Here is a 24,584-nt window from a genome sequence, read left to right as displayed (position 1 = left end):
TTGCTGCTTATGATAGTCATTTTTGGAAAATCTCCAGCAAACGTGGCGCTATCTTGTCCAGTGGGCGGATTTCCACGGCAGCGTCGATGGCTGCGGCCGCCTTGGGCATTCCGTACACGGCACTGCTGTTCTGGTCCTGAGCGATGGTCAGGTAGCCCTGTTGGCGCATGAGTTTAAGCCCCTGGGCGCCGTCACGCCCCATACCGGTCAGCAGAACACCCACGGCATCACCGCTCCAGAAACTGGCCACACTCTCGAAAAACACATCGATCGAAGGCCGATAGATCTCGTTGACCGGTTCGGCGGTGTAGGCCAGCGTGCCGTTTTTCAGCAGGCGAATATGATGATTGGTACCGGCCAGCAGGATCGTGCCGCTTTGCGGCGGTTCGCCTTCCTGGGCCAGGCGCACGTCCAGGCCGCTGGCGCTGGCAAGCCATTCGGCCATGCCGGCGGCGAACACCTGATCCACATGCTGGACCAGTACGATGGCCGCCGAAAAATCCCGTGGCAGGCCCTTGAGCAGCACTTCCAGCGCCGCCGGCCCGCCGGCGGATGAACCGATCGCCACCAGGCTCTGGCGCGAGGCCGAGTGGCGGTGCGGGCTCGGTGCCGATCGCTCCCGATTGCTGTGGTCACCGATCAACCAGCCAATGTTGAGGATCTTGCGCAGCAGCGGTGCAGCGGCTTCCTGAGGGTTACCAGCGCCCAGCGCCGGGGTATCGACCACATCCAGCGCGCCGTAGCCCATGGCTTCGAACACCCGGTGCACGTTCTGCTGACGGTCGACGGTGACGATGACGATCGCGCACGGGGTCTCGGCCATGATCCGCCGGGTCGCTTCCACGCCGTCCATCAACGGCATGATCAAGTCCATCAGGATCAGATCCGGGGTGTATTCGGTGCAACGCTGCACCGCCTCCGCCCCGTTGCTGGCGACCCAGACCACCTCGTGCGCCGGTTCGAACGCCAGAGCGCGGCGCAAGGCCTCTACCGCCATGGGCATGTCGTTGACGATGGCGATTTTCATGTGCGCGCCCCTCCAATGAGCTCAACGACCGCATCCAGTAAGGCATCATCATGAAAACTGGCCTTGGCTAGATAATAGTCGGCGCCGGCGTCCAGTCCACGGCGACGGTCTTCTTCGCGGTCCTTGTAGGACACCACCATCACCGGCAGCGATTGCAGGCGATTGTCGCGGCGCAATAACGACACCAGCTCGATGCCGTCCATGCGCGGCATGTCGATGTCGGTGATCAGCAGATCGAAATCCTCCGAACGCAGGGCATTCCAGCCATCCATACCGTCCACCGCCACGGCGACGTCGTAGCCGCGATTGAGCAGCAACTTGCGCTGCAACTCACGAACGGTCAGCGAGTCGTCTACCACCAGGATCCGTTTACGCGTTGCTTCGACGGCCTGATTGGCGTGCCGGGCAATCCGCTCCAGACGCCCGGTATTGAGCAGTTTGTCCACCGAACGCAGCATGTCTTCGACGTCGACGATCAGCACCACCGAGCCGTCGTCGAGCAAAGCCCCGGCGGAAATGTCCTGTACCTTGCCCAGACGCTCGTCCAGCGGCAGCACCACCAGCGTTCGCTCGCCGATAAACCGCTCGACCGCCACCCCGTAGATCGCCTCGCGCTCGCGGATGACCACGACTTTGAGGGTCTGCGCGTTGTTCTGGCTCGCCGGCCGATGCAACAACTGACTGGCGGCGACCAGCCCGACATGCCGGCCTTCGTACCAGAAGTGCTGCCGGCCTTCGACCTGCACGATGTCTTCCTGCTCCAGGTCGCACATGCGCTCGATGTGCGCCAGCGGGAAGGCATACGCCTCGTCACCGACTTCCACCACCAGACTGCGCACCACCGACAGCGTCAGCGGCACTTCAAGATGGAAACGACTGCCCGAGCCCGCCGTCTGCTCCAGCACCACGGCGCCGCGCAACTGCCGGACCATGTGCTGAACCGCATCCAGCCCGACGCCGCGCCCGGACACTTCGGTGACCGTGTCACGCAGGCTGAAACCCGGCAGAAACAGGAACGTCAGCAGCTCTTCTTCGCTCAACTGCGCGGCAGTCTCGGCTGGGGATAACTGCCGTTCGACGATCGTGCGGCGGACCTTTTCCAGGTCGACGCCATTGCCATCATCGCTCAGTTCCAGCACCAGCAGACCGGCCTGATGGGAGGCTCGCAAACGGATCACGCCTTCCTCCGGCTTGCCCGCCAAGCGTCGCTGTTCCGGGGTTTCGATGCCGTGATCCACCGCATTGCGCAGCAGGTGTGTCAGCGGCGCTTCGAGTTTTTCCAGTACGTCTCGGTCGACTTGGGTCTTGTCGCCCTCGATCTCCAGCCGCACCTGTTTGCCAAGGTCGCGCCCAAGATCGCGGACCATGCGTACTTGACCGCTCAGCACGTCAGCGAACGGCCGCATGCGACAGGCCAGCGCGGTGTCATACAACACCTGTGCGCGCTGACTGGCGTGCCAGGCGAACTCGTCCAGTTCGGCGTTTTTTTCCACCAGCAATTGCTGGGACTCGGCCAGCAATCGGCGGGCATCGCCCAAGGCTTCCTGGGCTTCGAGGCTCAAGGCATGGTCCTTGAGATGAACGTTGAGGCTTTCCAGCGCCCGCAGGCCATTGCTCTGCATGCGTTTAAGGCGCTGCATGGTGGCCAGGTGCGGCTTGAGGCGCTGGGTTTCCACCAGGGATTTACTCGACAGGTCGAGCAGGCTGTTCAAGCGCTCGGCCGTGACACGCAATACGCGCTCGCCAGTGTCGGTGGCGCGCCTGGTCTTGGACGCAGGCTCGGCGGGCTCTGCCTGAGGTGTTTCAATGAGTGTTTCGACGGGTGTTTCGGCGGCACGAACGGGCGGCTCGACCCTGGGTGTCGAGGGTTCGATCTGAGGTTCTGCCATCGGCAGCGCGATGGGGACAGTCGCCATGTGCTCAAGCAACCGTCCCATCAAAACCACGTAAGCGTCGATATCCGCAGGCGCCGGAGCATTGTTCGGCGTCGCAATCCGCATCAGCAAATCGGTGCCCTGCAACAGCGCATCAATGTGTTCGGGTCGCAGGTACAGGCGCCCTTCCTGGGCGCTGACCAGGTAATCCTCCATCACATGGGCAACACTGACCCCGGCATCGACGCCGACAATTCGCGCCGCGCCCTTGAGCGAATGGGCCGCGCGCATGCACGACTCGAGGTAATCGGCCTGGGTCGGATCGCGCTCCAGCGCCAGCAGACCGGCGCTCAGCACCAGGGTCTGGGCCTCGGCTTCCAGGCTGAACAGCTCCAGCAAGGAGGCGTCACGCATTTGGTCGGGGGTCATGTGAGGCTCCGGGTCACGGCAGACAGCAGCTGCTCTTCATCCAGCCAACGCAGGCTGCGACCTTTGAATGGCAAGACGCCGCGGGTGTATTTGGCGCTGGCCTGGGTGCCGGACTGGGACGCGGCATCGAGAATGCGCTCGTCGATGGCGTGAATCCCGTCCACTTCGTCCACCGGCACCACCACCGGCCCGCCGTGGGCGGCGATGATCAGCATCCGCGGCGTTACCCGCGCACCAGGCGCCACGCTACTGGTGTCGTCGAGCCCCAACAGCTCCACCAAAGACAGGCACGCCACCAAGGCACCGCGCACATTCGCCACGCCGAGCAATGCCCGGGAACGCTGGTGCGGCAAGGAATGGATCGCTTGCAGCGGCGCCACTTCGACCAGGCTGCGAGTGGCCAGGCCCAGCCACTCTTCGCCGAGGCGAAACATCAGCAGCGAACGGGTTTTCACCTCGCTCTCGGCTACCGTGGAGATTTGCCCACGGTCGCCCTGCGACAAGGCGTAACGGTCGAGCAAGCGCGTGGCGGCAGCCGAATACACCGCGCAATTGCGGCAATGAATGTGCTCGCTCAGCAGCGGGCAGGACTGGTCGCCGTGGATACCGATGCGGTTCCAACAGTCGTCGATGGCCTGGGCATCTTCATGAGTGACGCTCAAGGTGTCGGAGACGTTCATCGTTTGCGCTCACTGTCAGCGGCGCGCTCGCTACGAACGGCGCGGGCCTGCAATCGTCTGGCTCCCGCCGTGTCGCCCTGGGACTGCAGCAAGGCGGCCAGGTGCATCAACGCGTCGGGGTGTTGCGGTTCGAGGTACAACGCCTTGCGATAAAACCCCTGGGCCTCCAGGGCGCTACCGGCGACATCACTGAGCAGCCCCAGCCAATAGAACACTTGGGCCACTGGTTCGTGACTGCGCAAATAACTTTCGCACGCGGTGCGGGCCTCGGCACTTTTGCCTTCATTGGCCAGCGCAGCGATATTCGCCAACAGCGTGGCGGCGTCCGAAGGGGTGGCCGAAGGGGTGGCGGCAGCCTGAGGTATCGGCACGACCGTCGCAAAAGGCCGACTGCGCACAGGCGGCGGAGTCACGCTGCGCAACGGTTGCTGCACGGGCAGCGACATCGGCGCGAAGGTCGCAAGCGGCTCGGGCGCGCTCTGGCGACTGAAGGCAAACGACTGCGGGATACCGATCGAGCGCATGCCGAAACGGCCGAGCAGACTGCCCTCGGCCGGGCCGATAAATAGCACGCCGTCGATGTGAGTCAGACGCTTGAGCACTTCGAACACTTGCTGCTGGGTCGGCTGGTCGAAATAAATCAGCAGGTTGCGACAGAACACGAAGTCATAGGGCGGCTCGTTGGCCAGCAAGGTCGGATCGAGCAGATTGCCGACCTGTAAACGCACTTGTTCAAGCACGCGCCCGCTGAGGCGATAGTTATCGTGTTCAGCGGTGAAATGGCGCTCGCGAAACTCGAGGTCCTGGCCACGAAACGAATTTTTGCCGTACAGCGCGAGCCTGGCCTTTTCCACCGACAGCGGGCTGACGTCCATGCCGTCGACCTTGAACTGGTGCGGCGCCAGCCCCGCATCAAGCAATGCCATGGCGATCGAGTACGGTTCTTCGCCGGTAGAACACGGCAAGCTGAGAATCCGCAGGGCGCGCATGTTGTTGATCGCCGCCAGCCGCTTGGCCGCCAGTTTTGCCAATGTGGCGAAGGATTCCGGGTATCGGAAAAACCAGGTCTCGGGGACAATCACCGCTTCGATCAGCGCCTGCTGTTCGTCGCGCGAGCCCAGCAAAGTGTGCCAGTACTCATCGGCCGTCCGCGCCCGAACCGCCGTGATGCGCTGGCGCACCGCACGCTCGATGATCGCCGGGCCGACCGAGCCGACATCCAGGCCGATACGTTCCTTGAGGAAATCGAAAAACCGTTGATCGCTGCTCATCCCTGCTCCTCAAACTGCGCCAGGTCCAGCGGCGGCGAGGGAAACAATAAGGCGCGAACCTGTGCATCCAGTAAATCGGCAACCCGCACCCATTGCAGTAGCCCCTGGGCATCTTCGCGCACCGGGCCGAGGTACGGCGCCTGGCGATTGTCCAGGCCATAAGGCTGAAAGTCCGCCGGGTTGCAGCGCAACGTGTCGGTGACCTGCTCCAGAATCAGCCCGAGCAATTGTGCAGGCGTCGCCTCATCCGGCCGATAGTGCACCAACACCAGCCGCGTGCTGGTGCGCGCCTGGGCCGGTTGGCCAAACGTCAGCGCGCTGAGGTCGATCACCGGCACGACCGCGCCGCGCCAGGCGAACACCCCCGCCACCCAGTCTGGCGCCCGGGGAATGGGTTTCAACGGCAGTTGCGGCAGCACTTCGACCACCTCGATGGCCTGCAAGGCGTAGCGCTCGCTGCCGATGCGGAACACCAGAAACAACGACTGCTTCACCGGCATCGCCACGCCGCGCCTGGCCGTAAGTTCGCTCATCAGACTTTGAATCGCGAGACACCGCCACGCAGCCCCACGGCCACCTGGCTCAATTCGTCGATGGCGAAACTGGCCTGACGCAAGGACTCGACCGTCTGGCTGCTGGCGTCGCCCAACTGCACCAGCGCGTGGTTGATCTGCTCGGCGCCGGTGGCCTGGGCCTGCATGCCTTCGTTGACCATCAACACCCGCGGCGCCAGCGCCTGAACCTGATGAATGATCTGCGACAGCTGCTCGCCCACCTGCTGCACCTCGGACATGCCGCGGCGCACTTCCTCGGAGAACTTGTCCATGCCCATGACCCCGGCCGACACCGCCGACTGGATTTCGCGCACCATCTGCTCGATGTCGTAGGTGGCCACGGCGGTCTGGTCTGCCAGACGCCGCACTTCGGTGGCGACCACGGCAAACCCGCGACCATACTCGCCGGCCTTCTCGGCTTCGATCGCAGCGTTCAGGGACAACAGGTTGGTCTGGTCGGCGACTTTGACGATGGTCACCACCACCTGATTGATGTTGCCGGCCTTCTCGTTGAGGATCGCCAGTTTGGCGTTCACCAGATCCGCTGCGCCCATCACCGAGTGCATGGTGTCTTCCATGCGCGCCAGGCCTTGCTGACCAGAGCCGGCCAGCACCGACGCCTGATCGGCGGCGGTGGAAACTTCGGTCATGGTGCGCACCAGGTCGCGCGAGGTGGCGGCAATTTCACGGGAGGTCGCACCGATTTCGGTGGTAGTGGCTGCGGTTTCGGTGGCGGTGGCCTGTTGCTGCTTGGACGTCGCGGCAATTTCCGTGACCGATGTGGTGACCTGCACCGAGGAGCGCTGCGCCTGGGACACCAGCGAGGTGAGCTCGGTCATCATGTCATTGAAGCCGGTTTCCACCGCGCCGAATTCGTCTTTGCGATCAAGATTCAAGCGACTGCTGAGATCCCCGGTGCGCATGACTTCCAGAATGTCCACGATGCGACTCATCGGTGCTATGATCGCGCGCATCAACAGCAGGCCGCAGAGGCCGGCGACGATGACTGCCACCAGCAAAGAGACGCCCATGCTGATTTTGGCGGCCGTCACTGCATCACTGATGGCCAGCGTGGATCGTTCAGCCAGGGCGTGATTACTCTCAAGAAGGCTGTTCAACTGCTTGCGCCCATTGATCCAGGCCGGCGTGAGTTTCTGCTCCAGGGCAAGGCGCGCCTGGTCGTACTCTTTGCGCTGATAGAGGTCGAGAACGTTCGCCATCTCCTTGTTGTAGAGCTGATGACGCGCTTCGAATTCGTCGAATAGATTCTGATCTTCTGTGGTGAAAATGGTTTTGCGATAGTTGGCCATCTGCTCGCCCAAGCGCTCTTCGAAGCTCTTGTACATGGTCTGGTCGGCGGCGCTTATTTCGCGACGTCCGGAAAGGCCGACAATCTGCTGGGTGAGGTTAAAACTGTCGACCCACGCGCCGCGGATCATCGAACTGAAATACACCCCGGGAACCGCATCGGTGCGGACCGATTCTGCGCCGGCGTCGATCTTCATCAGCCGGGAAAAAGACACCACAACCATCAGCAGCATGATCGCGATAATTACCGCAAAGCTCGCCAAAATGCGTTGGCGCAACGTCCAGTTCTTCACAGTCAGTCCTCGGTGCGAGTCAAATTGCGGGGGAGTATAGCTGAGGGCGATGTTTCATTTATAAGACGCTGAGCATCGCTTCACATCCCGCCGACAAAAAGCCGTAAATCGGCAGAAATGGACCGTGGATCAGTCATGGGAAAAGTTGTCATGGCCGCAGACGCCATTGCGAGCAGGCTCGCGATGGCGTCCATCCAGGCAAAAGTTTGTTGCCCGCGAAGGCATTCTGAAGACCTACACGGAAGCCTGCCGCACCTGTTTCTCCAGTTCGGCCTTCAACCCCGGCTCCAGCTTCAACTGCCGCGCACCGAGAGCAAACCGCCAATACCACCGGAACCACCGCTACCGCTTTTTCTGCGCGCCTCCCTCTATTCGACTTCAAACTGATCAAAATGAAACTGGGTATTAGGAGCGAACCTTATCGATTTTATATTAGTTAATATTCCTGAATCGATTTGAAAACCAGCGTAGAACGCACTGGGAGAATTAAAATACTGCCCCCCGAGTACCTGACCTGTTGAGTTCAAGAACGACACATCAATGCGCGGTGTTGTGGTCGTGATATTCGCGGCTTTTATCCAGAACCTGATTCTATTGGCAGTCCCACTGATTAATTCAACGGAGAATGACATTGTTGCGTTGGTCATGTGATCGTAGTTATAGAAAACCACTCCCTGCACCCCGCCCCCGTAATAGCTACTATGCGGTCGAGCAAAGCTCAGATGCTGCAAAGGTTGGGTTTTACTAAGTAATGTAATTCTGAAGATTTTGCTAAACATCGATTGCCCTGCAACCGATATTTGTTGCAAAGGCGTGGATTCGAATTTTTCCACCGTGATCGTTTTAATGAGGTAGGTTTGAATTGGAAATTTTGTTGCCGTACTTTTATCAGCTACCCCATCGAAATTGACCTGAACGTAGATGGTCAGCTTACTTCCCCGCTTGAGCGTCTTCAACCAACTGACCGGGGCCGGCCTGACCAGTCCCGGGAGCGTGTCGTGAAACTCGCCTTTACTGTCCTCGAAAGAAACCGCTGCACCGTCGGCGTTGATGCCTTCATAGAGTACCCATAGACACTGACCTTTTTCCTGCAGGGGCCACTCGCTCAATCGTAACTGTGCCGTATTCGGGAGACTGGCAACATCCAGTTCATTGTTCGAGTGATTCGCGCCATCGAGCATAGGTGTCGGCAACTGCAAATCGCCATCCTTGATTTTCGCCACAGTGATGGTTGTAGACAGCGAGGTATGCTCGTTGCTATCTCGAATAAACTTATACTCGAACACTACCGGCTCGCGTCCCATATTGGCGTTGATGAAAGCCTTATCCAGAGGAAAGTTGGCCCGATTATTGGAGTTCAGAGGTTTGGCGGTAAAAACCGGGGATCCGACTCCCGCACTGCCTTTCACGATCAGTCGAACCGTATCTCCCTGGCGCCACCCCTGCACCTCCACCTGTCCATTGGCACCTTGCTGGTTATCCAGTGGATGGAGCACTCCGTTTACAGTTTTCTGAACCCTGGGCTTGACCAGTGCCGGCAGACCTTCACCGATCACTCGGGCAAAAGCAGTTCGCGAGTCGGCGACCGGGGTGCCATTTCTTTCCAGCCTATAAGTCACGGTCACGCTCTCGGCAGTAACGACTTTGTCGTTCGCAACCGTAAGCACGAGGCGGACCGGATCCCCCAGTTCGTCCCCTGAAACTGTTCCTTCCAAGAGAACCACTACATCCGGTCTCCCCGTTGATTGGGCTGTGTAGATTACCTTGACGACATCCCCCACACGGAAGCGAGAGTCTCTAGTCGGAATAATCACGTTTAGAGGTTTAAACCCCAGTTTCTGACGATCAATGGTTTCTGGGGTGTCATTGGCGTCACTGAGGTCCTCCCGCAGAATCGCCTTCGGTAAACGGCTACCGGAAAGATCCACATCGGCTGTTTTCGTGGCCGACCAAAGCGCAGTGGGATCCGGAAAGTTGCCTAACTGATCGATGACGGAGAAGTTGAAGTAGAACTGCGGGTGACTACCACCACCCTCCAGGTCGGCGCGCGTCACGGTGAAACACACCTTCACCGGGTTCGACGATCCTGGAGCTGGCGCTTCGAGTTCAGTGACATCGTGATACACATCAAAGCCATTGCACTTCAACCAGATGCGGTCATAGGCCCGGCAATAGGGATAAGACACGCACACAAGAGCACCAGCCACTGGAAAATCAGGACCGACGCCATTCTTGATGACATCAGGTAACAACAACTCAAGCTCCGAATGCCCCCCAACCTCCGCATCGCGATCCCGGTTTCCCGGCCGTACGGTGTTGTGTAAAACCTCCAGCACGTTGGACGTCCCCATGTTCTGACTGCCACGTGTCACGGTATAAGTGAGTCGATTGACTACATCCGCCCATAACAACCCCTTTGGAACGTAGAGTGTTGTTTGGTCATCCGTGGCTTTGGTCTGAGTGCTGTCAATATCCGGTTGGCCATTCATGTTGAGCGAAACGGTATCGCCCGCTTCTTGCCCCAAGTAAGCATCGATGACTACCTCGAGCCTGCCGCTGGGTGCCTCTTCGACCAAGCGTAATGGAACACCGCAATGCGCTCCCACCACAGGAATCTTCGACCCCGGGATACGCGGCGCGTAAAGCACAAGCACGGTATTGTCCGGGATGACAGCGTCGAGCGAGGACATGGCTGATTGGCTGAGGTCAACAGTGGGTTCGCCATTGGGAATATCGAATTGAGTGGACTGATCGCTCGTCATGGGAATATGCCTTCAGTGGGACAGTCGATGGGTGAACTACCGGGGTTATCAGACTCCCGAGAAAGCATCTTTGGCTACTATCAGAACTAACAGGTAGAGGGAGCTTTCAGACGAAGGGGTGTGCACCTTCGAAGCACCGATGCGTGCTGTTCAGTTCTAGCGTGCGCTTCAACACATCATGGCAACCACGAACAGCATTTAAAAAAGCGCACTACGCTAACAATTAGCCGTAACGGCATTGACTTCACCCCGTTCAAACCCCGCCCCGACCGTAATTACATCAAGAGGGTTACCCATGTTCGAACACAAAACCGCACTGCTCAGTGCAATCGCCACAGCGCTCCTGGCCAGCGCCAGCCTGCAGGCCGCCGAACCGCTGAAAGCCGTTGGTGCCGGCGAAGGTCAGCTGGATATCGTTGCCTGGCCCGGCTATATCGAACGGGGCGAAAGCGACAAGGCTTACGACTGGGTCAGCGCTTTCGAGAAGGAAACCGGCTGCAAGGTCAACGTCAAGACGGCCGGCACGTCCGATGAAATGGTCAGCCTGATGGCCAAGGGCGGTTACGACCTGGTGACAGCGTCCGGTGATGCCTCCCTGCGCTTGATCGCCGGCAAGCGTGTCCAGCCGATCAACACCGCATTGATCCCCAACTGGAAGAATCTCGATCCGCGCCTGAAGGATGGGCCGTGGTACGTGGTCGACAAGCAGACCTATGGCACCCCGTACCAATGGGGGCCGAATGTGCTCATGTACAACACCAACGTGTTCAAACAGCCGCCGACCAGTTGGAGCGTGATACTCGAAGAGCAGAAGCTGCCCGACGGCAAATCCAACAAGGGCCGCGTGCAGGCGTATGACGGCCCGATCTACATCGCGGACGCGGCGCTGTACCTGAAAACCGCCAAGCCGGAACTGGGCATCAAGGACCCTTACCTGCTCGACGAAAAACAGTACAAGGCCGTTCTCGACCTGCTGCGCGCCCAGCAAAAGTTGATCCACCGCTACTGGCACGACACCACCGTGCAGATGAGTGACTTCAAGAACGAAGGCGTGGTGGCCTCCAGTTCCTGGCCGTATCAGGTCAATGGCCTGATGAACGAGAAACAGCCAGTCGCCTCGACCATCCCCAAAGAAGGCGCCACCGGGTGGGCCGACACCACCATGATGCACGCCGAAGCCAAGCACCCGAACTGTGCCTATAAGTGGATGGACTGGTCGCTGACGCCGAAGGTCCAGGGCGATGTGTCCGCCTGGTTCGGCTCGCTGCCGGCGGTTCCGGCGGCGTGCAAGGCAAGCGAACTGCTGGGGGCCGAGGGGTGCAAGACCAACGGTTTCGACCAGTTCGACAAGATTGCCTTCTGGAAAACCCCGCAGGCTGAGGGTGGCAAGTACGTGCCTTATAGCCGTTGGACCCAGGATTACATCGCGATTATGGGAGGGCGTTAAGCGGTTTAAGCAAGATCAAAAGATCGCAGCCTTCGGCAGCTCCTACGCCGACGGCATGCACCGCAAATGTGGCGTCTTCTACGAATCCCGTAGGAGCTGCCGCAGGCTGCGATCTTTTAACGGCACACCCCCCGTTTTTTTGGAGCACCGTATCCATGACGCTTGCAGTCCAGTTCACCAACGTTTCCCGTCAGTTCGGTGAGGTGAAGGCCGTTGACCGGGTTTCCATCGACATCCAGGACGGCGAGTTCTTTTCCCTGCTGGGCCCTTCCGGCTCGGGCAAAACCACCTGCCTGCGCCTGATCGCCGGTTTCGAACAGCCGAGCACCGGCTCCATCCGCATCCATGGCTTGGAGGCCGCCGGGCTGCCGCCGTATCAGCGCGATGTGAACACTGTGTTCCAGGATTACGCATTGTTCCCGCACATGAACGTACTCGACAACGTCGCCTACGGTTTGAAAGTCAAAGGCGTCGGCAAGACCGAACGCCACAAACGTGCCGAAGAAGCCCTCGACATGGTCGCCCTCAATGGCTACGGCGAGCGCAAACCGGTGCAGCTGTCGGGCGGTCAACGCCAGCGCGTGGCCCTGGCTCGCGCGTTGGTCAATCGCCCTCGCGTGTTGTTGCTCGACGAACCCTTGGGCGCCCTCGACCTGAAGCTGCGCGAGCAAATGCAAGGCGAACTGAAGAAGCTGCAACGTCAGCTCGGCATCACCTTTATCTTCGTCACCCACGACCAGACCGAAGCGTTGTCGATGTCCGACCGCGTGGCGGTGTTCAACAAAGGACGCATCGAACAGGTCGACACGCCGCGCCACCTCTATATGAAACCGACAACCACCTTCGTCGCCGAATTCGTCGGCACCTCCAATGTGATACGCGGTGATCTGGCCCGGCAGTTGAGCGGCAATCCTCAGCCGTTTTCGATCCGCCCGGAACACGTGCGTTTCGCCGAAGGGCCGCTGGCCAGCCATGAAATAGAAGTCAGCGGCGTGCTGCATGACATCCAGTACCAAGGCAGCGCCACCCGCTATGAACTGAAACTGGAAAACGGCCAGACCCTGAACATCAGCCAGGCTAATGTCCAGTGGCTGGACGTCAGTGCGCAACATCAGCCCGGGCAACGCATCAACGCTCGTTGGGCCCGCGAGGCAATGATTCCGCTGCACGACAATGTTGCAGGCGGGGTGTGAGATGGACAGCGTGATCTCTCGAAACCCGGCCAACGGCTCGCCGCTGCGGCGGTTTTCCAACCTGCTGTACCGGCGGCCGAACCTGTATCTGTCGCTGCTGCTGGTGCCGCCGTTGCTGTGGTTTGGCGCGATCTACCTCGGCTCGCTGCTGACCCTGCTGTGGCAAGGCTTCTACACCTTCGATGACTTCACCATGACGGTCACCCCCGACCTGACCCTGGCGAACTTCGCAGCGCTGTTCCAGCCGTCGAACTTCGACATCATCCTGCGCACCCTGAGCATGGCCATCGTCGTGTCACTCGCCAGTGCCGTGGTGGCGTTCCCGATCGCCTACTACATGGCGCGCTACACCAGCGGCAACACCAAGGCATTTTTCTACATCGCGGTGATGATGCCGATGTGGGCCAGTTACATCGTCAAGGCCTACGCCTGGACCTTGCTGTTGGCCAAGGGCGGCGTGGCGCAGTGGTTCGTTCAGTACCTGAACCTGGAGCCGGTGTTGCAGTTCGTGCTCGGGATGCCGGGAGTGGGTGGCAGCACCTTGTCGACCTCGCACCTGGGGCGGTTCATGGTGTTTGTCTATATCTGGCTGCCGTTCATGATCCTGCCGATCCAGGCGTCACTGGAACGCCTGCCGCCCTCCTTGCTGCAAGCTTCGGCTGACCTGGGCGCCAAGCCGCGTCAGACCTTCATGCAAGTGATTCTGCCGCTGTCGATTCCGGGGATCGCGGCCGGTTCGATTTTCACGTTTTCACTGACGCTGGGCGATTTCATCGTTCCGCAACTGGTGGGCCCGCCGGGCTACTTCGTCGGCAGCATGGTCTACGCCCAACAAGGAGCGATCGGCAACATGCCAATGGCGGCAGCCTTCACGCTGGTGCCGATCGTGCTGATCGCCATTTACCTGTCCATCGTCAAACGCCTGGGGGCCTTCGATGCGCTCTGACTCTTCCGCTCAAGACCGGGCATCCCTGGGCCTGCGCATCGCCGCCTGGGGCGGGTTGCTGTTCTTGCACTTCCCGATCCTGATCATCTTCCTCTACGCCTTCAACACCGAAGACGCGGCGTTCAGCTTTCCGCCCAAGGGCTTCACCCTGAAGTGGATCGCCGTGGCGTTCTCGCGGCCCGACGTACTGGAGGCGATCAAGCTGTCGCTGCAGATCGCCGCCATCGCCACCCTGATTGCGCTGATCCTCGGCACCCTCGCCTCGGCGGCGCTGTACCGGCGGGACTTTTTCGGCAAGCAAGGCATCTCGCTGATGCTGATCCTGCCGATTGCCCTGCCGGGGATCATCACCGGGATCGCGCTGCTGGCGACTTTCAAGACCTTGGGGATCGAGCCGGGGGTGTTCACCATCGTGATCGGTCATGCGACTTTCTGCGTGGTGATCGTCTACAACAATGTCATCGCCCGATTGCGCCGCACGTCCTACAGTTTGATCGAAGCGTCGATGGACCTCGGCGCCGACGGCTGGCAGACCTTTCGCTACATCGTCCTGCCAAACCTCGGCTCGGCATTACTGGCCGGTGGCATGCTGGCGTTTGCCCTGTCGTTCGACGAAATCATCGTCACCACCTTCACCGCCGGCCACGAACGCACCTTGCCGCTGTGGCTGCTCAACCAGCTCAGCCGCCCTCGGGACGTGCCGGTGACCAACGTCGTGGCGATGCTGGTCATGATGGTGACCATGTTGCCGATTCTCGGCGCGTATTACCTGACCCGTGGTGGCGAGAGTGTCGCCGGTAGCGGCGGAAAATAACTGACCACTGGAAACCGGATCCTGTGGGAGCAGGGGCCAGTTCCCACAGAAAGAAAACAACAGCTTCGGAGGACAAAGCCATGCAAACCAAACTCTTGATCAATGGCCAACTGGTCGCCGGCGACGGCCCCGCCCAAGCCGTGTTCAACCCGGCCCTCGGTCGTGTACTGGTGGAAATCAACGAAGCCAGCGAAGCTCAGGTCGACGCCGCCGTGCGCGCCGCCGACGGTGCCTTCGAAGGCTGGTCGCAAACCACGCCGAAAGAACGCTCGCTGTTGCTGCTCAAACTCGCCGACATCATCGAAGCCCACGGCGAAGAGCTGGCCAAACTGGAGTCGGACAACTGCGGCAAACCCTACAGCGCCGCGCTGAACGACGAGATCCCGGCGATTGCCGACGTGTTCCGATTCTTCGCCGGGGCCAGCCGTTGCATGGGTGGCGCGCTGGGGGGTGAATACTTGCACGGCCACACCTCGATGATCCGCCGCGACCCTGTGGGCGTGATTGCCTCGATCGCGCCATGGAACTACCCGCTGATGATGCTCGCCTGGAAAGTCGCCCCGGCCCTGGCCGCCGGTAATACCGTGGTGCTCAAGCCGTCGGAACAAACCCCGCTGACCGCCCTGCGCCTGGCAGAACTGGCGTCGGAGATTTTCCCGGCGGGCGTGCTTAACCTGGTGTTCGGTCGAGGTCCTACCGTCGGCACCCCACTGGTCACCCACCCGAAAGTGCGCATGGTGTCGCTGACCGGTTCCATCGCCACCGGCTCGAACATCATTTCCAGCACCGCCGGCAGCGTCAAACGCATGCACATGGAACTGGGCGGCAAGGCGCCGGTGATCATCTTCGACGATGCCGACATCGATGCCGCCGTGGAAGGCATTCGCACCTTCGGTTTTTACAACGCCGGGCAGGACTGCACTGCCGCTTGCCGCATCTACGCACAGGCAGGCATCTACGACACCTTCGTCGAGAAGCTCGGCGCCGCGGTCAGCAGCCTCAAGTACGGCTTGCAGGATGATCCATCGACGGAGCTGGGCCCATTGATCAGCGCCCAACATCGTGACCGCGTAACCGGGTTTGTCGAGCGGGCCATGGCGCAACCGCACATTCGTTTGATCACCGGCGGCAAGCCAGTGGAAGGCAATGGCTTCTTCTTCGAACCGACGGTGCTGGCCGACGCACAACAGGACGACGAGATCGTGCGCCGCGAAGTATTCGGGCCGGTGGTGTCAGTGACCCGATTCACCGATGACGCGCAGGCGCTGGCTTGGGCCAACGATTCGGACTACGGCCTGGCATCGTCAGTCTGGACCTCGGACGTCGGCCGCGCCCATCGCCTGTCTGCACGCCTGCAGTACGGCTGCACCTGGGTGAACACTCACTTCATGCTAGTCAGCGAAATGCCCCATGGCGGTCAGAAATTGTCCGGTTATGGGAAAGACATGTCGATGTATGGATTGGAGGACTACACGGTGGTAAGGCATGTGATGTTCAAGCATTAAAAGCGAAAAGATCGCAGCCTGCGGCAGCTCCTACAGGGCGTACGCCGATTTCCTGTAGGAGCTGCCGCAGGCTGCGATCAACGCCTCAAAACCGCGAAACGCTCCTCATCGCATCCACCAGATAGCGCATCGCAATCCGGTCGCTTTCCGACAACTCGCGATAGCGCTCCACCAACTTCAGCTCTTCCGAACTGAGCCGACGCCTTCGCCGCCCGGTAGCCAGGCAGGGGAAGATTCCTAACATTTCGGTGATGCCTTGTACTTTCGACATGGACGATGTCCTTCTATACGTCAGAGAAAACTTCAAAACCGCATCGCCCTATCACTTTCAGCGGCCGCTTTGTGTGCGCTGAACCCACCGGCCTGAAGGGCCGAAACCGGTCATGCCCATAGAATAGAAATTAAATCGGTGCTGAAAAGAGGTTTTTAGAGTAATTAGTCGAAAAAAGCAGATATGCCCTATAAATCAGAAAGCGCTGTGAGAAACGTTACCTGACATCTCTTGTTTCATTGCCGCGCTGTCGCGGTGCTATCAATCATTTTTGCTCTGCAACTGAACGGTTTAAGCTATTTGGCATCTTTCTAAAGTCCGTTGCGTTTGGCCGAAGGCATGTCCGAACCGTTATTTCTGATCCAGCACGTGCCAGGAACGGCGCGGGATTGTTCACGACAGGTTGTATTTATGCACCGCAGGAATTTGCTCAAAGCCTCCATGGCCATTGCGGCTTACACCGGTCTCTCGGCCACCGGCCTGCTGGCCGCGAACGCCTGGGCCAGTAGCGGCACTGCCGATGGCGATGCTCAGGCGTTCGACTTCGAAGCGCTGAAGAGCCAAGCCAAACAGCTCGCCGGCAAGCCGTATCAGGACACCAAACAGGTGCTGCCGCCGACGCTGGCAACCATGACGCCGCAGAACTTCAACGCGATCCGCTACGACGGCAATCACTCGCTGTGGAAGGACCTGAAAGGTCAGCTGGACGTGCAGTTTTTCCACGTCGGCATGGGTTTCAAGCAGCCGGTGCGCATGTACAGCGTCGATCCCAAGACTCGACTGGCGCGCGAGGTGCATTTCCGCCCGTCGCTGTTCAATTATGAAAAAACCACCGTCGACACCCAGCAGCTCAAGGGCGACCTGGGCTTTTCCGGTTTCAAGCTGTTCAAGGCCCCGGAGCTGGATCAGCACGACGTACTGTCGTTCCTCGGCGCCAGCTATTTCCGTGCGGTAGACGCCACCGGCCAGTACGGTTTGTCGGCCCGCGGCCTGGCGATCGACACCTACGCCAAGAAGCGTGAAGAATTCCCGGACTTCACCAAGTTCTGGTTCGAGACACCGGACAAGGACAGTACCCGTTTCGTGGTGTACGCCCTGCTCGATTCGCCAAGCGCCACCGGGGCCTACCGTTTTGACATCGATTGCCAGGCCGAGCGCGTGGTGATGGAAGTCGACGCCCACGTCAATGCCCGCACCGCCATCGAGCAACTGGGTATCGCACCGATGACCAGCATGTTCAGCTGCGGCACCCACGAGCGCCGTATGTGCGACACCATTCACCCACAAATCCACGACTCCGATCGCCTGGCCATGTGGCGCGGCAACGGCGAGTGGATCTGCCGTCCACTGAACAATCCGGCCACCCTGCAATTCAATGCCTTCGCCGACACCGACCCGAAAGGCTTTGGTCTGGTGCAGACCGACCATGAATTCGACAGTTATCAGGACACCGTCGACTGGTACAGCAAGCGCCCGAGCCTGTGGGTAGAACCTACGACCGCGTGGGGCGAAGGCTCTATCGATTTGCTGGAAATTCCTACGACCGGTGAAACCCTGGACAACATCGTCGCGTTCTGGACGCCGAAGAAACCGGTCGCGGCCGGTGACTCCCTGAACTACGGCTACAAGCTCTACTGGAGCGCCCTGCCACCGACGGGTACGCCGCTGGCACGGGTCAACGCGACCCGTTCGGGCATGGGCGGCTTTGTCGAAGGCTGGGCACCGGGTGAGCATTACCCCGAAGTCTGGGCACGCCGCTTTGCCGTGGACTTCACCGGCGGCGGGCTGGACCGCTTGCCCGAAGGCGCGGGGATCGAACCGGTGGTGACCTGCTCGAACGGTCAGGTGAAGGATTTCAACGTACTGGTGCTCGATGACATCAAGGGCTACCGAATCACCTTCGACTGGTACCCGACCAATGACAGCGTGGCGCCGGTGGAGCTGCGGTTGTTCATTCGCACCAATGACCGCACGTTGAGTGAAACCTGGCTGTACCAGTATTTCCCGCCGGCACCGGAGAAACGTAAATACATCTGATGTAGCAAAATCAAAAGATCGCAGCCTTCGGCAGCTCCTACAGGGTTGCATGTATCCTACAAAATCGCGGTCGGACGCGGACAATGTAGGAGCTGCCGCAGGCTGCGATCTTTTGACGTTAAAAAGCCCCGGTCAACCATACCGGGGCTTTTTGGTTTTACAGCGGCCTTCAGTCTCGCAAATCCGATTCATGAATCGGCTGGTCACGATGAGTGGCCCGTTGGTATTGCGCCGGCCAGACAGCCTTGTGCCCACCCAGATCGTCATCGGCATGCAGCGGCCAATACGGATCACGCAACAACTCCCGGGCGAGGAAGATGATGTCGGCCTGACAGGTACGCAGAATATGCTCGGCCTGGGCTGGCTCGGTAATCATGCCTACCGTGCCGGTGGCAATGCCCGACTCTTTACGTACCCGCTCAGCAAATCGGGTCTGATAACCGGGCCCTGTAGGAATTTCGGCATTTACCGCCGTACCGCCCGACGAAACGTCGATCAGGTCCACACCCAGGTCTTTCAAGCGTCGCGCCAGCTCCACGGTTTCGTCGGGGTTCCAACCGTCTTCCACCCAGTCGGTGGCCGATACCCGCACAAACACCGGTAACTCTTCAGGCCACACGGCCCGCACCGCTTCGGTGACTTGCAGCACCAACCGAATACGATTCTCGAATGAGCCACCATACTGATCGCGCCGTTGATTGCTCAAGGGCGAAAGAAATTGATGCAGCAGATACCCATGGGCGGCGTGTACTTCGACCACTTTGAAACCGGCGATCAACGCCCGTTTGGCCGAATCGACGAAAGCCTGGACGACCTCGGCGATCTCACTTTCATTAAGCTGCTTGGGTGGTGTGTGCTGGGGGTCGAAAGCGATCGGCGAAGGGCCGACCGGGATCCAGCCGCCATCTTCCGGCTTGACGCTGCCATGCTTGCCCAGCCACGGCCGATGCGTGCTGGCCTTGCGCCCGGCGTGGGCCAGCTGGATGCCGGCAACGGCGCCCTGAGCGGCAATGAAGCGCGTAATACGTTGCAAGGGTTCGATCTGTTGATCATTCCAGAGACCAAGGTCCTGGGCGGTGATACGTCCATCGGCGGTGACCGCCGTGGCTTCGGTGAATACCAGACCCGCGCCGCCGATCGCGCGGCTGCCGAGATGGACCAGATGCCAGTCATTAGCCAGCCCATCGACGCTGGAGTACTGGCACATCGGTGACACCGCGATGCGGTTAAGCAGGGTCAATTGACGAAGGGTATAGGGTTCAAGCAGCAGACTCATGGGGCACCTCTCAAATCAGTGGGCAGGCTCCAGGGTTCTGTTTGAATAGTCGACGAGTGACAGGAAAAAGGTGCAGCACCCGCCCCCGCGGGCAAAAAAATCGACAAGACGTCACAAGGATAATCAAGCAGTGCTTAGAGCCTAGTCGACATCGGGGATCAGTGGGGGGTTCAAGAAAAGATCGCAGCCTTCGGCAGCTGCTGCAAAGGCATGACGTACACCTGTAGGAGCTGCCGAAGGCTGCGATCTTTTGATCTTTAAAACGCCTATCGCGGTTCGATGTGGGCAATCATCAACTGCACAGTCTCATTCCCACGAAACTCGTTGAGGTCGAGTTTGTAGGCCAATTCGACCCACTTGATGGTCGGATTCGGCCAGATGTCCCGGTCGATCCCGAAGGCGATGCCATCCAGCTTCACCGAGCCGCATTCACTCTTGAGCACCACTTTGAGGTGCCGCTCGCCAACGACTCGTTGCTCGACCAACTGGAACACCCCGTGAAACAACGGCTCCGGAAAGTGTTGCCCCCAAGGTCCGGCGTGGCGCAGGGCGCGGGCCAGTTCCAGGTGAAACTCCTCGACCGCCAGGGTGCCGTCCGACAGCAGTCGCCCGGTCAGGTCTTCTTCGCGCATTTGCCTGCGCACTTCGGCATCGAAGGCTTCGGCGAACAACGGAAAATTCGCTTCCGGCAAGGTCAGGCCGGCCGCCATGGCGTGGCCGCCGTATTTGCTGATCAGGTTCGGATGTTGCGCCGCGACCACGCTCAAGGCATCGCGAATGTGAAAGCCCTGAACCGAACGCCCCGAGCCCTTGAGCAGGCCATCGCCGGCATCGGCAAAGGCAATGGTCGGACGGAAATAGCGCTCTTTCATGCGCGAAGCAAGGATACCGATCACACCCTGGTGCCACTCGGGATCGAACAGGCACAGGCCGAACGGCATCGATTCCACCGGCAGATCCTTGAGTTGGGCCAGCGCCTCGCGCTGCATGCCCTGCTCGATGGATTTACGGTCCTGGTTCATGCCATCCAGCTGAGCAGCCATTTCACGGGCGGCGCCAGCGTCTTCGGTGAGCAGGCACTCGATGCCCAGGCTCATGTCATCCAGCCGCCCTGCCGCGTTCAGACGCGGGCCGAGGATAAAGCCCAGGTCAGTGGAGGTGATGCGCGAATGATCACGCTTGGCCACTTCAAGGATCGCCTTGATCCCCGGCCGCGCGCGCCCGGCGCGAATTCGCTCCAGGCCCTGATGCACCAGAATCCGGTTGTTGGCATCCAGCGGCACCACGTCGGCGACGCTGCCCAGCGCCACCAGGTCCAGCAATTCGCCAATGTTCGGCTGCGGCTTGCTCTCGTACCAGCCCAGGCTGCGCAAACGCGCACGCAGGGCCATCAGTACATAGAAAATCACCCCGACACCGGCCAGGGCTTTGCTCGGGAATTCGCAACCCGGCTGGTTCGGATTGACGATGGCATCGGCCAACGGCAGCTCGTCGCCGGGCAAGTGGTGATCGGTGACCAGCACCTTGAGCCCGGCCTTTTTCGCCGCCGCCACGCCTTCGACGCTGGAAATGCCGTTGTCCACAGTGATCAGCAACTGCGGCTCGCGGGTCAGCGCCACTTCGACGATTTCCGGGGTCAGGCCGTAGCCGTACTCGAAGCGGTTCGGCACCAGATAATCGACATGCGCCGCGCCCAACAGACGCAACCCCAACATGCCCACGGTACTGGCTGTCGCACCATCGGCGTCGAAATCGCCAACGATCAGAATCCGCTGACGCTGCTCCAGCGCCGTTACCAGCAAATCCACCGCCGCCTCGATGCCTTTGAGCTGCTGGAACGGAATCAGCCGCGCCAGGCTCTTGTCCAGTTCAGCCTCGGACTGCACGCCCCGGGCCGCGTAAAGGCGGGTCAGCAGCGGCGGGATATCACCGAGGAATGGCAGGGTGTCGGGCAACAGGCGAGGTTCGATGCGCATGGGGTGACAGGTGCTTCTCTTGAATACGTAGGATAAAACCGGGTGACGCGGCCAAGCGGCGAATAATCAGCCGCGTTCGCCGGCCAGCCATTGCAACTGGACTTCGTGCTGACCACGGTCGTCGGTGACGAAAATCGTTCCTTCGCTGATCATCACGTCCCACTTGATAACGCGCGGCATGTCCTTGGCCAGGGTTTCCAGCACTTCCTGGGGCACGGCGGCGATGTTGACGTTTTTCAGGGTCTTGATCGCCGGGATCACTTTGCCTTCCCAGACACGCAGGCTGCCGTAGGCCAGCAGGCTGGTGCGTTCGGTGCGGCGCGAGCACCAGGTCAGGCGGTCGGCGTCTGGCTGGCCGACTTCGATCCAGTGCAGGACACGGTCGTCCAGGCTCTTTTCCCACAGCGCCGGCTCATCCACGTCTGACAGACCGCGGCCAAAAGACAGCTGCTCGTTGTACCAGAAGGCGTAGGCCAGCAGCCGCACGGTCATGCGCTCTTCGGTTTCCGAAGGGTGACGGGCGATGGTCTGCTTCACGTTCTCGTAGACGCTGCGGTCGAGGTCGGTGAGGTTCAGTTCAAACTTGTAGGTCGTGGACGGCTGGGCCATGAACGGGCTTCTTGATACGGGGAAAGGCGGCAAGTCTAACCGATGCAAGAGGGCAATCAACGAATTGAAGGCGATCAACTTTGGGCGATGGATGTCGGCCTATGATAAAACTCTATATTCGCTCAGCCTTTGTCCTACAGGATTTCGCATGCCGTTCTCCAATAAACCGCTCTCGGGTCTGAAAGTCATCGAATTGGGTACGTTGATTGCCGGGCCGTTTGCCTCGCGTATTTGCGGCGAATTCGGCGCCGAAGTGATCAAGATCGAGTCACCGGACGGCGGTGATCCGTTGCGCAAATGGCGCAAGTTGTACGAAGGCACCTCGCTGTGGTGGTTCGTTCAGGCACGCAACAAGAAATCCCTGACCCTGAACCTGAAACACCCCGATGGCCTGGCGATCCTGAAACAGCTGCTCAGTGAAGCGGACATCCTGATCGAGAATTTTCGCCCCGGCGTGCTGGAAAAGCTCGGCCTGGGCTGGGAAGTCCTGCACGCACTGAACCCGAAACTGGTGATGGTGCGGCTCTCGGGCTTTGGCCAGACCGGCCCCATGAAAGATCAGCCGGGCTTCGGTGCGGTCGGTGAATCCATGGGCGGCCTGCGCTACATCACCGGGTTCGAGGACCGGCCGCCGGTGCGCACCGGGATTTCCATCGGCGACTCGATTGCCGCGCTCTGGGGCGTGATCGGTGCACTGATGGCCTTGCGTCATCGCGAGGTCAACGGCGGTTTGGGGCAAGTGGTGGACGTGGCGCTGTATGAAGCGATCTTCGCCATGATGGAAAGCATGGTCCCGGAGTTCGACGTGTTCGGCTTCATCCGCGAACGCACCGGCAACATCATGCCGGGCATCACGCCCTCCTCCATCCACACCAGCGCCGACGGCAAACACGTGCAGATCGGCGCCAACGGCGATGCGATCTTCAAGCGATTCATGCTGATCATCGGGCGCGAGGACCTGGCCAACGACCCAGTGCTGGCCAGCAACGACGGGCGTGACAGCCGTCGCGACGAGATTTACGGGGTGATCGATCGCTGGGTCAACTCACTGCCGCTGGACGCGGTGATCGAGCAATTGAACCAGGCCGACGTTCCCGCCAGCCGGATCTTCAGCGCCGAAGACATGTTCAGCGATCCGCAGTACCTGGCCCGGGAAATGTTCCTGCAAGCCAAGCTGCCCGACGGCAAGGACTTCAAGATGCCCGGCATCGTACCGAAGCTTTCCGAGACACCCGGCACCTCGGAATGGGTCGGGCCGCAGTTGGGTGAACACAATGCGCAAGTTCTCCACGATCTGGGCTACGACGCGGCACAGATTGCACGGCTGCGTGAAGACGGGGCCATCTAAGCTGAATCGCCTGCTTTCATCTGTCCTCGATTACGCCGGCATCGGGCGCCTGCTGGCGGCGCTCGGGCTGTTGTCGGGGCTGATATCCCCGGCCCTGGCGCAACCCAAGGAGCATTTGTACTGGCTGTTGCGCGACCTGCCGCCACTGACGATCTTCGAAGGTCCGAAAAAAGGCCAGGGCGTCATTGACCAACTGATGCCCCTGCTGATCGCCGGTATGCCGCAGTACGAACACACCCTGATACGGGTCAATCGCGCCCGCGGCATGCAGATGCTTCACGAAGAATCCTTTACCTGCGACCCCTCATTGGTCTGGAGCAAGGAGCGCGAACAATGGATCGCGTATTCCATTCCGGCCTTCCGGGTGGTCAGCAATGGGTTGGTGATCCGACGTGAAGATCGGCGGGTGCTGGAGCCGTTTCTTTCCAACGGCGAAGTCGATCTAGCGGCCCTGTTGGCCAGCGGTCGACAGAAAGTCGGTGTGATCGCCGAGCGCCGTTACGGTGAGTTCCTCGACACACTGCTGCAACAGGCGCCAGCCGGCGCGCTGACGCCCCACTATGGCAATGACGCCCTCGGCAGCCTGCTGCAGATGCAACGCTTGGGTCGTTTGCAGGTGGTATTGGGTTACTGGCCAGAAATCCGCTATCAGGCCCATCAGGAAAACCTGGCCGATGAGCAACTGGAGTTCTATCCGGTCAAAGGCACGGGCAACTACATGCCCGTGTACATCGGTTGCTCGAATACGCCCCAGGGTCGACAGGCGATCAGTGAAATCAACCGACTACTGCGCGCCCTGCCCCGCGAGCACCTGGAGCCGTTGTATGCCGACTGGCTCGACCCGCAAAGACGCAAGGATTACCTGGAAGAAACCAGGGCCTTTTTTAAGCATCAGGCCACGCATTGACAAATCGCAGGCAAAAAGAAACCCCGAGAAGTGGGGAGACAACTCGGGGTTAAACGT

19 protein-coding genes and 1 pseudogene are annotated in these 24,584 nt (G+C 60.2%); 8 read left to right on the top strand and 12 right to left on the bottom strand.

Annotated features, from left to right (window positions below; all coding sequences use genetic code 11):
• Positions 1 to 16 precede the first annotated feature (16 nt).
• The 8 genes and pseudogenes from cheB to AC1D2Q_RS21770 form a co-directional block, all read right to left on the bottom strand.
• Positions 17 to 1,027, bottom strand: coding sequence for a chemotaxis-specific protein-glutamate methyltransferase CheB (gene cheB / locus AC1D2Q_RS21805; protein ID WP_477814503.1), 1,011 nt, complete (start codon positions 1,025 to 1,027; stop codon positions 17 to 19).
• Complete coding sequence (locus tag AC1D2Q_RS21800; protein WP_477814502.1) at positions 1,024 to 3,330, bottom strand: response regulator; 2,307 nt, start codon at positions 3,328 to 3,330, stop codon at positions 1,024 to 1,026. The genes cheB and AC1D2Q_RS21800 overlap by 4 nt, the downstream gene beginning before the upstream one ends.
• Positions 3,327 to 4,010 carry a chemotaxis protein CheW gene (locus AC1D2Q_RS21795; RefSeq protein WP_305411253.1) on the bottom strand — a complete coding sequence of 228 codons (684 nt, stop codon included), beginning with the start codon at positions 4,008 to 4,010 and terminating at the stop codon, positions 3,327 to 3,329. Before AC1D2Q_RS21795 ends, AC1D2Q_RS21800 begins: the two co-directional genes overlap by 4 nt.
• Positions 4,007 to 5,281 (bottom strand): CheR family methyltransferase, encoded by a 1,275-nt coding sequence (locus AC1D2Q_RS21790; RefSeq protein ID WP_477814501.1) that lies wholly within the window; start codon positions 5,279 to 5,281, stop codon positions 4,007 to 4,009. The genes AC1D2Q_RS21795 and AC1D2Q_RS21790 overlap by 4 nt, the downstream gene beginning before the upstream one ends.
• A complete protein-coding gene (locus AC1D2Q_RS21785; RefSeq protein WP_305411251.1) occupies positions 5,278 to 5,814 on the bottom strand; it encodes a chemotaxis protein CheW in 537 nt (178 codons plus the stop codon). The genes AC1D2Q_RS21790 and AC1D2Q_RS21785 overlap by 4 nt, the downstream gene beginning before the upstream one ends.
• Positions 5,814 to 7,436: a methyl-accepting chemotaxis protein gene (locus AC1D2Q_RS21780; RefSeq protein ID WP_477814500.1), complete on the bottom strand. Its 1,623-nt coding sequence runs from the start codon at positions 7,434 to 7,436 to the stop codon at positions 5,814 to 5,816. The genes AC1D2Q_RS21785 and AC1D2Q_RS21780 overlap by 1 nt, the downstream gene beginning before the upstream one ends.
• Positions 7,437 to 7,670: 234 nt before the next feature.
• A pseudogene (locus tag AC1D2Q_RS21775) lies at positions 7,671 to 7,742 on the bottom strand (tellurite resistance TerB family protein); the annotation flags it as partial.
• A gap of 62 nt (positions 7,743 to 7,804) precedes the next feature.
• Complete coding sequence (locus tag AC1D2Q_RS21770) at positions 7,805 to 10,198, bottom strand: hypothetical protein (protein ID WP_477814499.1); 2,394 nt, start codon at positions 10,196 to 10,198, stop codon at positions 7,805 to 7,807.
• Between the two features lie 295 nt (positions 10,199 to 10,493).
• On the opposite strand from AC1D2Q_RS21770, the gene ydcS reads away from it, so the two are divergent.
• The 5 genes from ydcS to AC1D2Q_RS21745 all read left to right on the top strand — a co-directional run bounded on the left by ydcS (position 10,494) and on the right by AC1D2Q_RS21745 (position 16,103).
• Positions 10,494 to 11,645, top strand: coding sequence for a putative ABC transporter substrate-binding protein YdcS (ydcS, locus tag AC1D2Q_RS21765; protein ID WP_018926690.1), 1,152 nt, complete (start codon positions 10,494 to 10,496; stop codon positions 11,643 to 11,645).
• Between the two features lie 155 nt (positions 11,646 to 11,800).
• Entirely contained in the window at positions 11,801 to 12,838 is a 1,038-nt protein-coding gene (locus AC1D2Q_RS21760) for an ABC transporter ATP-binding protein (RefSeq protein WP_477814498.1), read from the top strand.
• Between the two features lies 1 nt (position 12,839).
• Positions 12,840 to 13,784 carry an ABC transporter permease gene (locus AC1D2Q_RS21755; RefSeq protein WP_477814497.1) on the top strand — a complete coding sequence of 315 codons (945 nt, stop codon included), beginning with the start codon at positions 12,840 to 12,842 and terminating at the stop codon, positions 13,782 to 13,784.
• Positions 13,774 to 14,598, top strand: coding sequence for an ABC transporter permease (locus AC1D2Q_RS21750; RefSeq protein ID WP_477814496.1), 825 nt, complete (start codon positions 13,774 to 13,776; stop codon positions 14,596 to 14,598). Before AC1D2Q_RS21755 ends, AC1D2Q_RS21750 begins: the two co-directional genes overlap by 11 nt.
• Before the next feature lie 80 nt (positions 14,599 to 14,678).
• Complete coding sequence (locus tag AC1D2Q_RS21745) at positions 14,679 to 16,103, top strand: gamma-aminobutyraldehyde dehydrogenase (protein WP_477814495.1); 1,425 nt, start codon at positions 14,679 to 14,681, stop codon at positions 16,101 to 16,103.
• An 85-nt stretch (positions 16,104 to 16,188) separates the two neighbouring features.
• Here the strand turns inward: AC1D2Q_RS21745 and AC1D2Q_RS21740 are convergent, their stop codons facing one another.
• Complete coding sequence (locus AC1D2Q_RS21740; RefSeq protein WP_105344867.1) at positions 16,189 to 16,374, bottom strand: hypothetical protein; 186 nt, start codon at positions 16,372 to 16,374, stop codon at positions 16,189 to 16,191.
• 411 nt (positions 16,375 to 16,785) lie between these two features.
• On the opposite strand from AC1D2Q_RS21740, the gene AC1D2Q_RS21735 reads away from it, so the two are divergent.
• Positions 16,786 to 18,411 (top strand): glucan biosynthesis protein D, encoded by a 1,626-nt coding sequence (locus tag AC1D2Q_RS21735; RefSeq protein WP_477814494.1) that lies wholly within the window; start codon positions 16,786 to 16,788, stop codon positions 18,409 to 18,411.
• A 169-nt stretch (positions 18,412 to 18,580) separates the two neighbouring features.
• Here the strand turns inward: AC1D2Q_RS21735 and AC1D2Q_RS21730 are convergent, their stop codons facing one another.
• From AC1D2Q_RS21730 to AC1D2Q_RS21720, 3 genes are all read right to left on the bottom strand, one after another.
• Positions 18,581 to 19,687 carry an NADH:flavin oxidoreductase/NADH oxidase gene (locus tag AC1D2Q_RS21730; protein WP_019581626.1) on the bottom strand — a complete coding sequence of 369 codons (1,107 nt, stop codon included), beginning with the start codon at positions 19,685 to 19,687 and terminating at the stop codon, positions 18,581 to 18,583.
• Positions 19,688 to 19,953: 266 nt separating this feature from the next.
• On the bottom strand, positions 19,954 to 21,663 hold the full coding sequence (gene recJ / locus AC1D2Q_RS21725) for a single-stranded-DNA-specific exonuclease RecJ (RefSeq protein WP_028939499.1): 1,710 nt from the start codon (positions 21,661 to 21,663) through the stop codon (positions 19,954 to 19,956).
• Between the two features lie 66 nt (positions 21,664 to 21,729).
• A complete protein-coding gene (locus AC1D2Q_RS21720; protein ID WP_007940622.1) occupies positions 21,730 to 22,272 on the bottom strand; it encodes a YaeQ family protein in 543 nt (180 codons plus the stop codon).
• Between the two features lie 148 nt (positions 22,273 to 22,420).
• Here AC1D2Q_RS21720 and AC1D2Q_RS21715 point away from each other — a divergent pair, with 148 nt between their 5' ends.
• Together AC1D2Q_RS21715 and AC1D2Q_RS21710 are read left to right on the top strand one after the other, a co-directional pair.
• On the top strand, positions 22,421 to 23,620 hold the full coding sequence (locus tag AC1D2Q_RS21715; RefSeq protein WP_477814493.1) for a CaiB/BaiF CoA transferase family protein: 1,200 nt from the start codon (positions 22,421 to 22,423) through the stop codon (positions 23,618 to 23,620).
• Positions 23,601 to 24,527, top strand: a complete 927-nt coding sequence (locus AC1D2Q_RS21710; protein WP_477814492.1) for a TIGR02285 family protein — start codon at positions 23,601 to 23,603, stop codon at positions 24,525 to 24,527. The genes AC1D2Q_RS21715 and AC1D2Q_RS21710 overlap by 20 nt, the downstream gene beginning before the upstream one ends.
• Positions 24,528 to 24,584 lie beyond the last annotated feature (57 nt).

Source organism: Pseudomonas sp. P1_A1 (genome assembly GCF_056406935.1).
This window is presented reverse-complemented; position numbering and strand designations above follow the sequence as displayed.

Bases quoted from the DNA above. Each gene is read 5' to 3' on its own strand.
- cheB (WP_477814503.1), bottom strand. From the start codon at position 1,027: ATGAAAATCGCCATCGTCAACGACATGCCCATGGCGGTAGAGGCCTTG.
- AC1D2Q_RS21800 (WP_477814502.1), bottom strand. From the start codon at position 3,330: ATGACCCCCGACCAAATGCGTGACGCCTCCTTGCTGGAGCTGTTCAGC.
- AC1D2Q_RS21795 (WP_305411253.1), bottom strand. From the start codon at position 4,010: ATGAACGTCTCCGACACCTTGAGCGTCACTCATGAAGATGCCCAGGCC.
- AC1D2Q_RS21790 (WP_477814501.1), bottom strand. From the start codon at position 5,281: ATGAGCAGCGATCAACGGTTTTTCGATTTCCTCAAGGAACGTATCGGC.
- AC1D2Q_RS21785 (WP_305411251.1), bottom strand. From the start codon at position 5,814: ATGAGCGAACTTACGGCCAGGCGCGGCGTGGCGATGCCGGTGAAGCAG.
- AC1D2Q_RS21770 (WP_477814499.1), bottom strand. From the start codon at position 10,198: ATGACGAGCGATCAGTCCACTCAATTCGATATTCCCAATGGCGAACCC.
- ydcS (WP_018926690.1), top strand. From the start codon at position 10,494: ATGTTCGAACACAAAACCGCACTGCTCAGTGCAATCGCCACAGCGCTC.
- AC1D2Q_RS21760 (WP_477814498.1), top strand. From the start codon at position 11,801: ATGACGCTTGCAGTCCAGTTCACCAACGTTTCCCGTCAGTTCGGTGAG.
- AC1D2Q_RS21755 (WP_477814497.1), top strand. From the start codon at position 12,840: ATGGACAGCGTGATCTCTCGAAACCCGGCCAACGGCTCGCCGCTGCGG.
- AC1D2Q_RS21750 (WP_477814496.1), top strand. From the start codon at position 13,774: ATGCGCTCTGACTCTTCCGCTCAAGACCGGGCATCCCTGGGCCTGCGC.
- AC1D2Q_RS21745 (WP_477814495.1), top strand. From the start codon at position 14,679: ATGCAAACCAAACTCTTGATCAATGGCCAACTGGTCGCCGGCGACGGC.
- AC1D2Q_RS21740 (WP_105344867.1), bottom strand. From the start codon at position 16,374: ATGTCGAAAGTACAAGGCATCACCGAAATGTTAGGAATCTTCCCCTGC.
- AC1D2Q_RS21735 (WP_477814494.1), top strand. From the start codon at position 16,786: ATGCACCGCAGGAATTTGCTCAAAGCCTCCATGGCCATTGCGGCTTAC.
- AC1D2Q_RS21730 (WP_019581626.1), bottom strand. From the start codon at position 19,687: ATGAGTCTGCTGCTTGAACCCTATACCCTTCGTCAATTGACCCTGCTT.
- recJ (WP_028939499.1), bottom strand. From the start codon at position 21,663: ATGCGCATCGAACCTCGCCTGTTGCCCGACACCCTGCCATTCCTCGGT.
- AC1D2Q_RS21720 (WP_007940622.1), bottom strand. From the start codon at position 22,272: ATGGCCCAGCCGTCCACGACCTACAAGTTTGAACTGAACCTCACCGAC.
- AC1D2Q_RS21715 (WP_477814493.1), top strand. From the start codon at position 22,421: ATGCCGTTCTCCAATAAACCGCTCTCGGGTCTGAAAGTCATCGAATTG.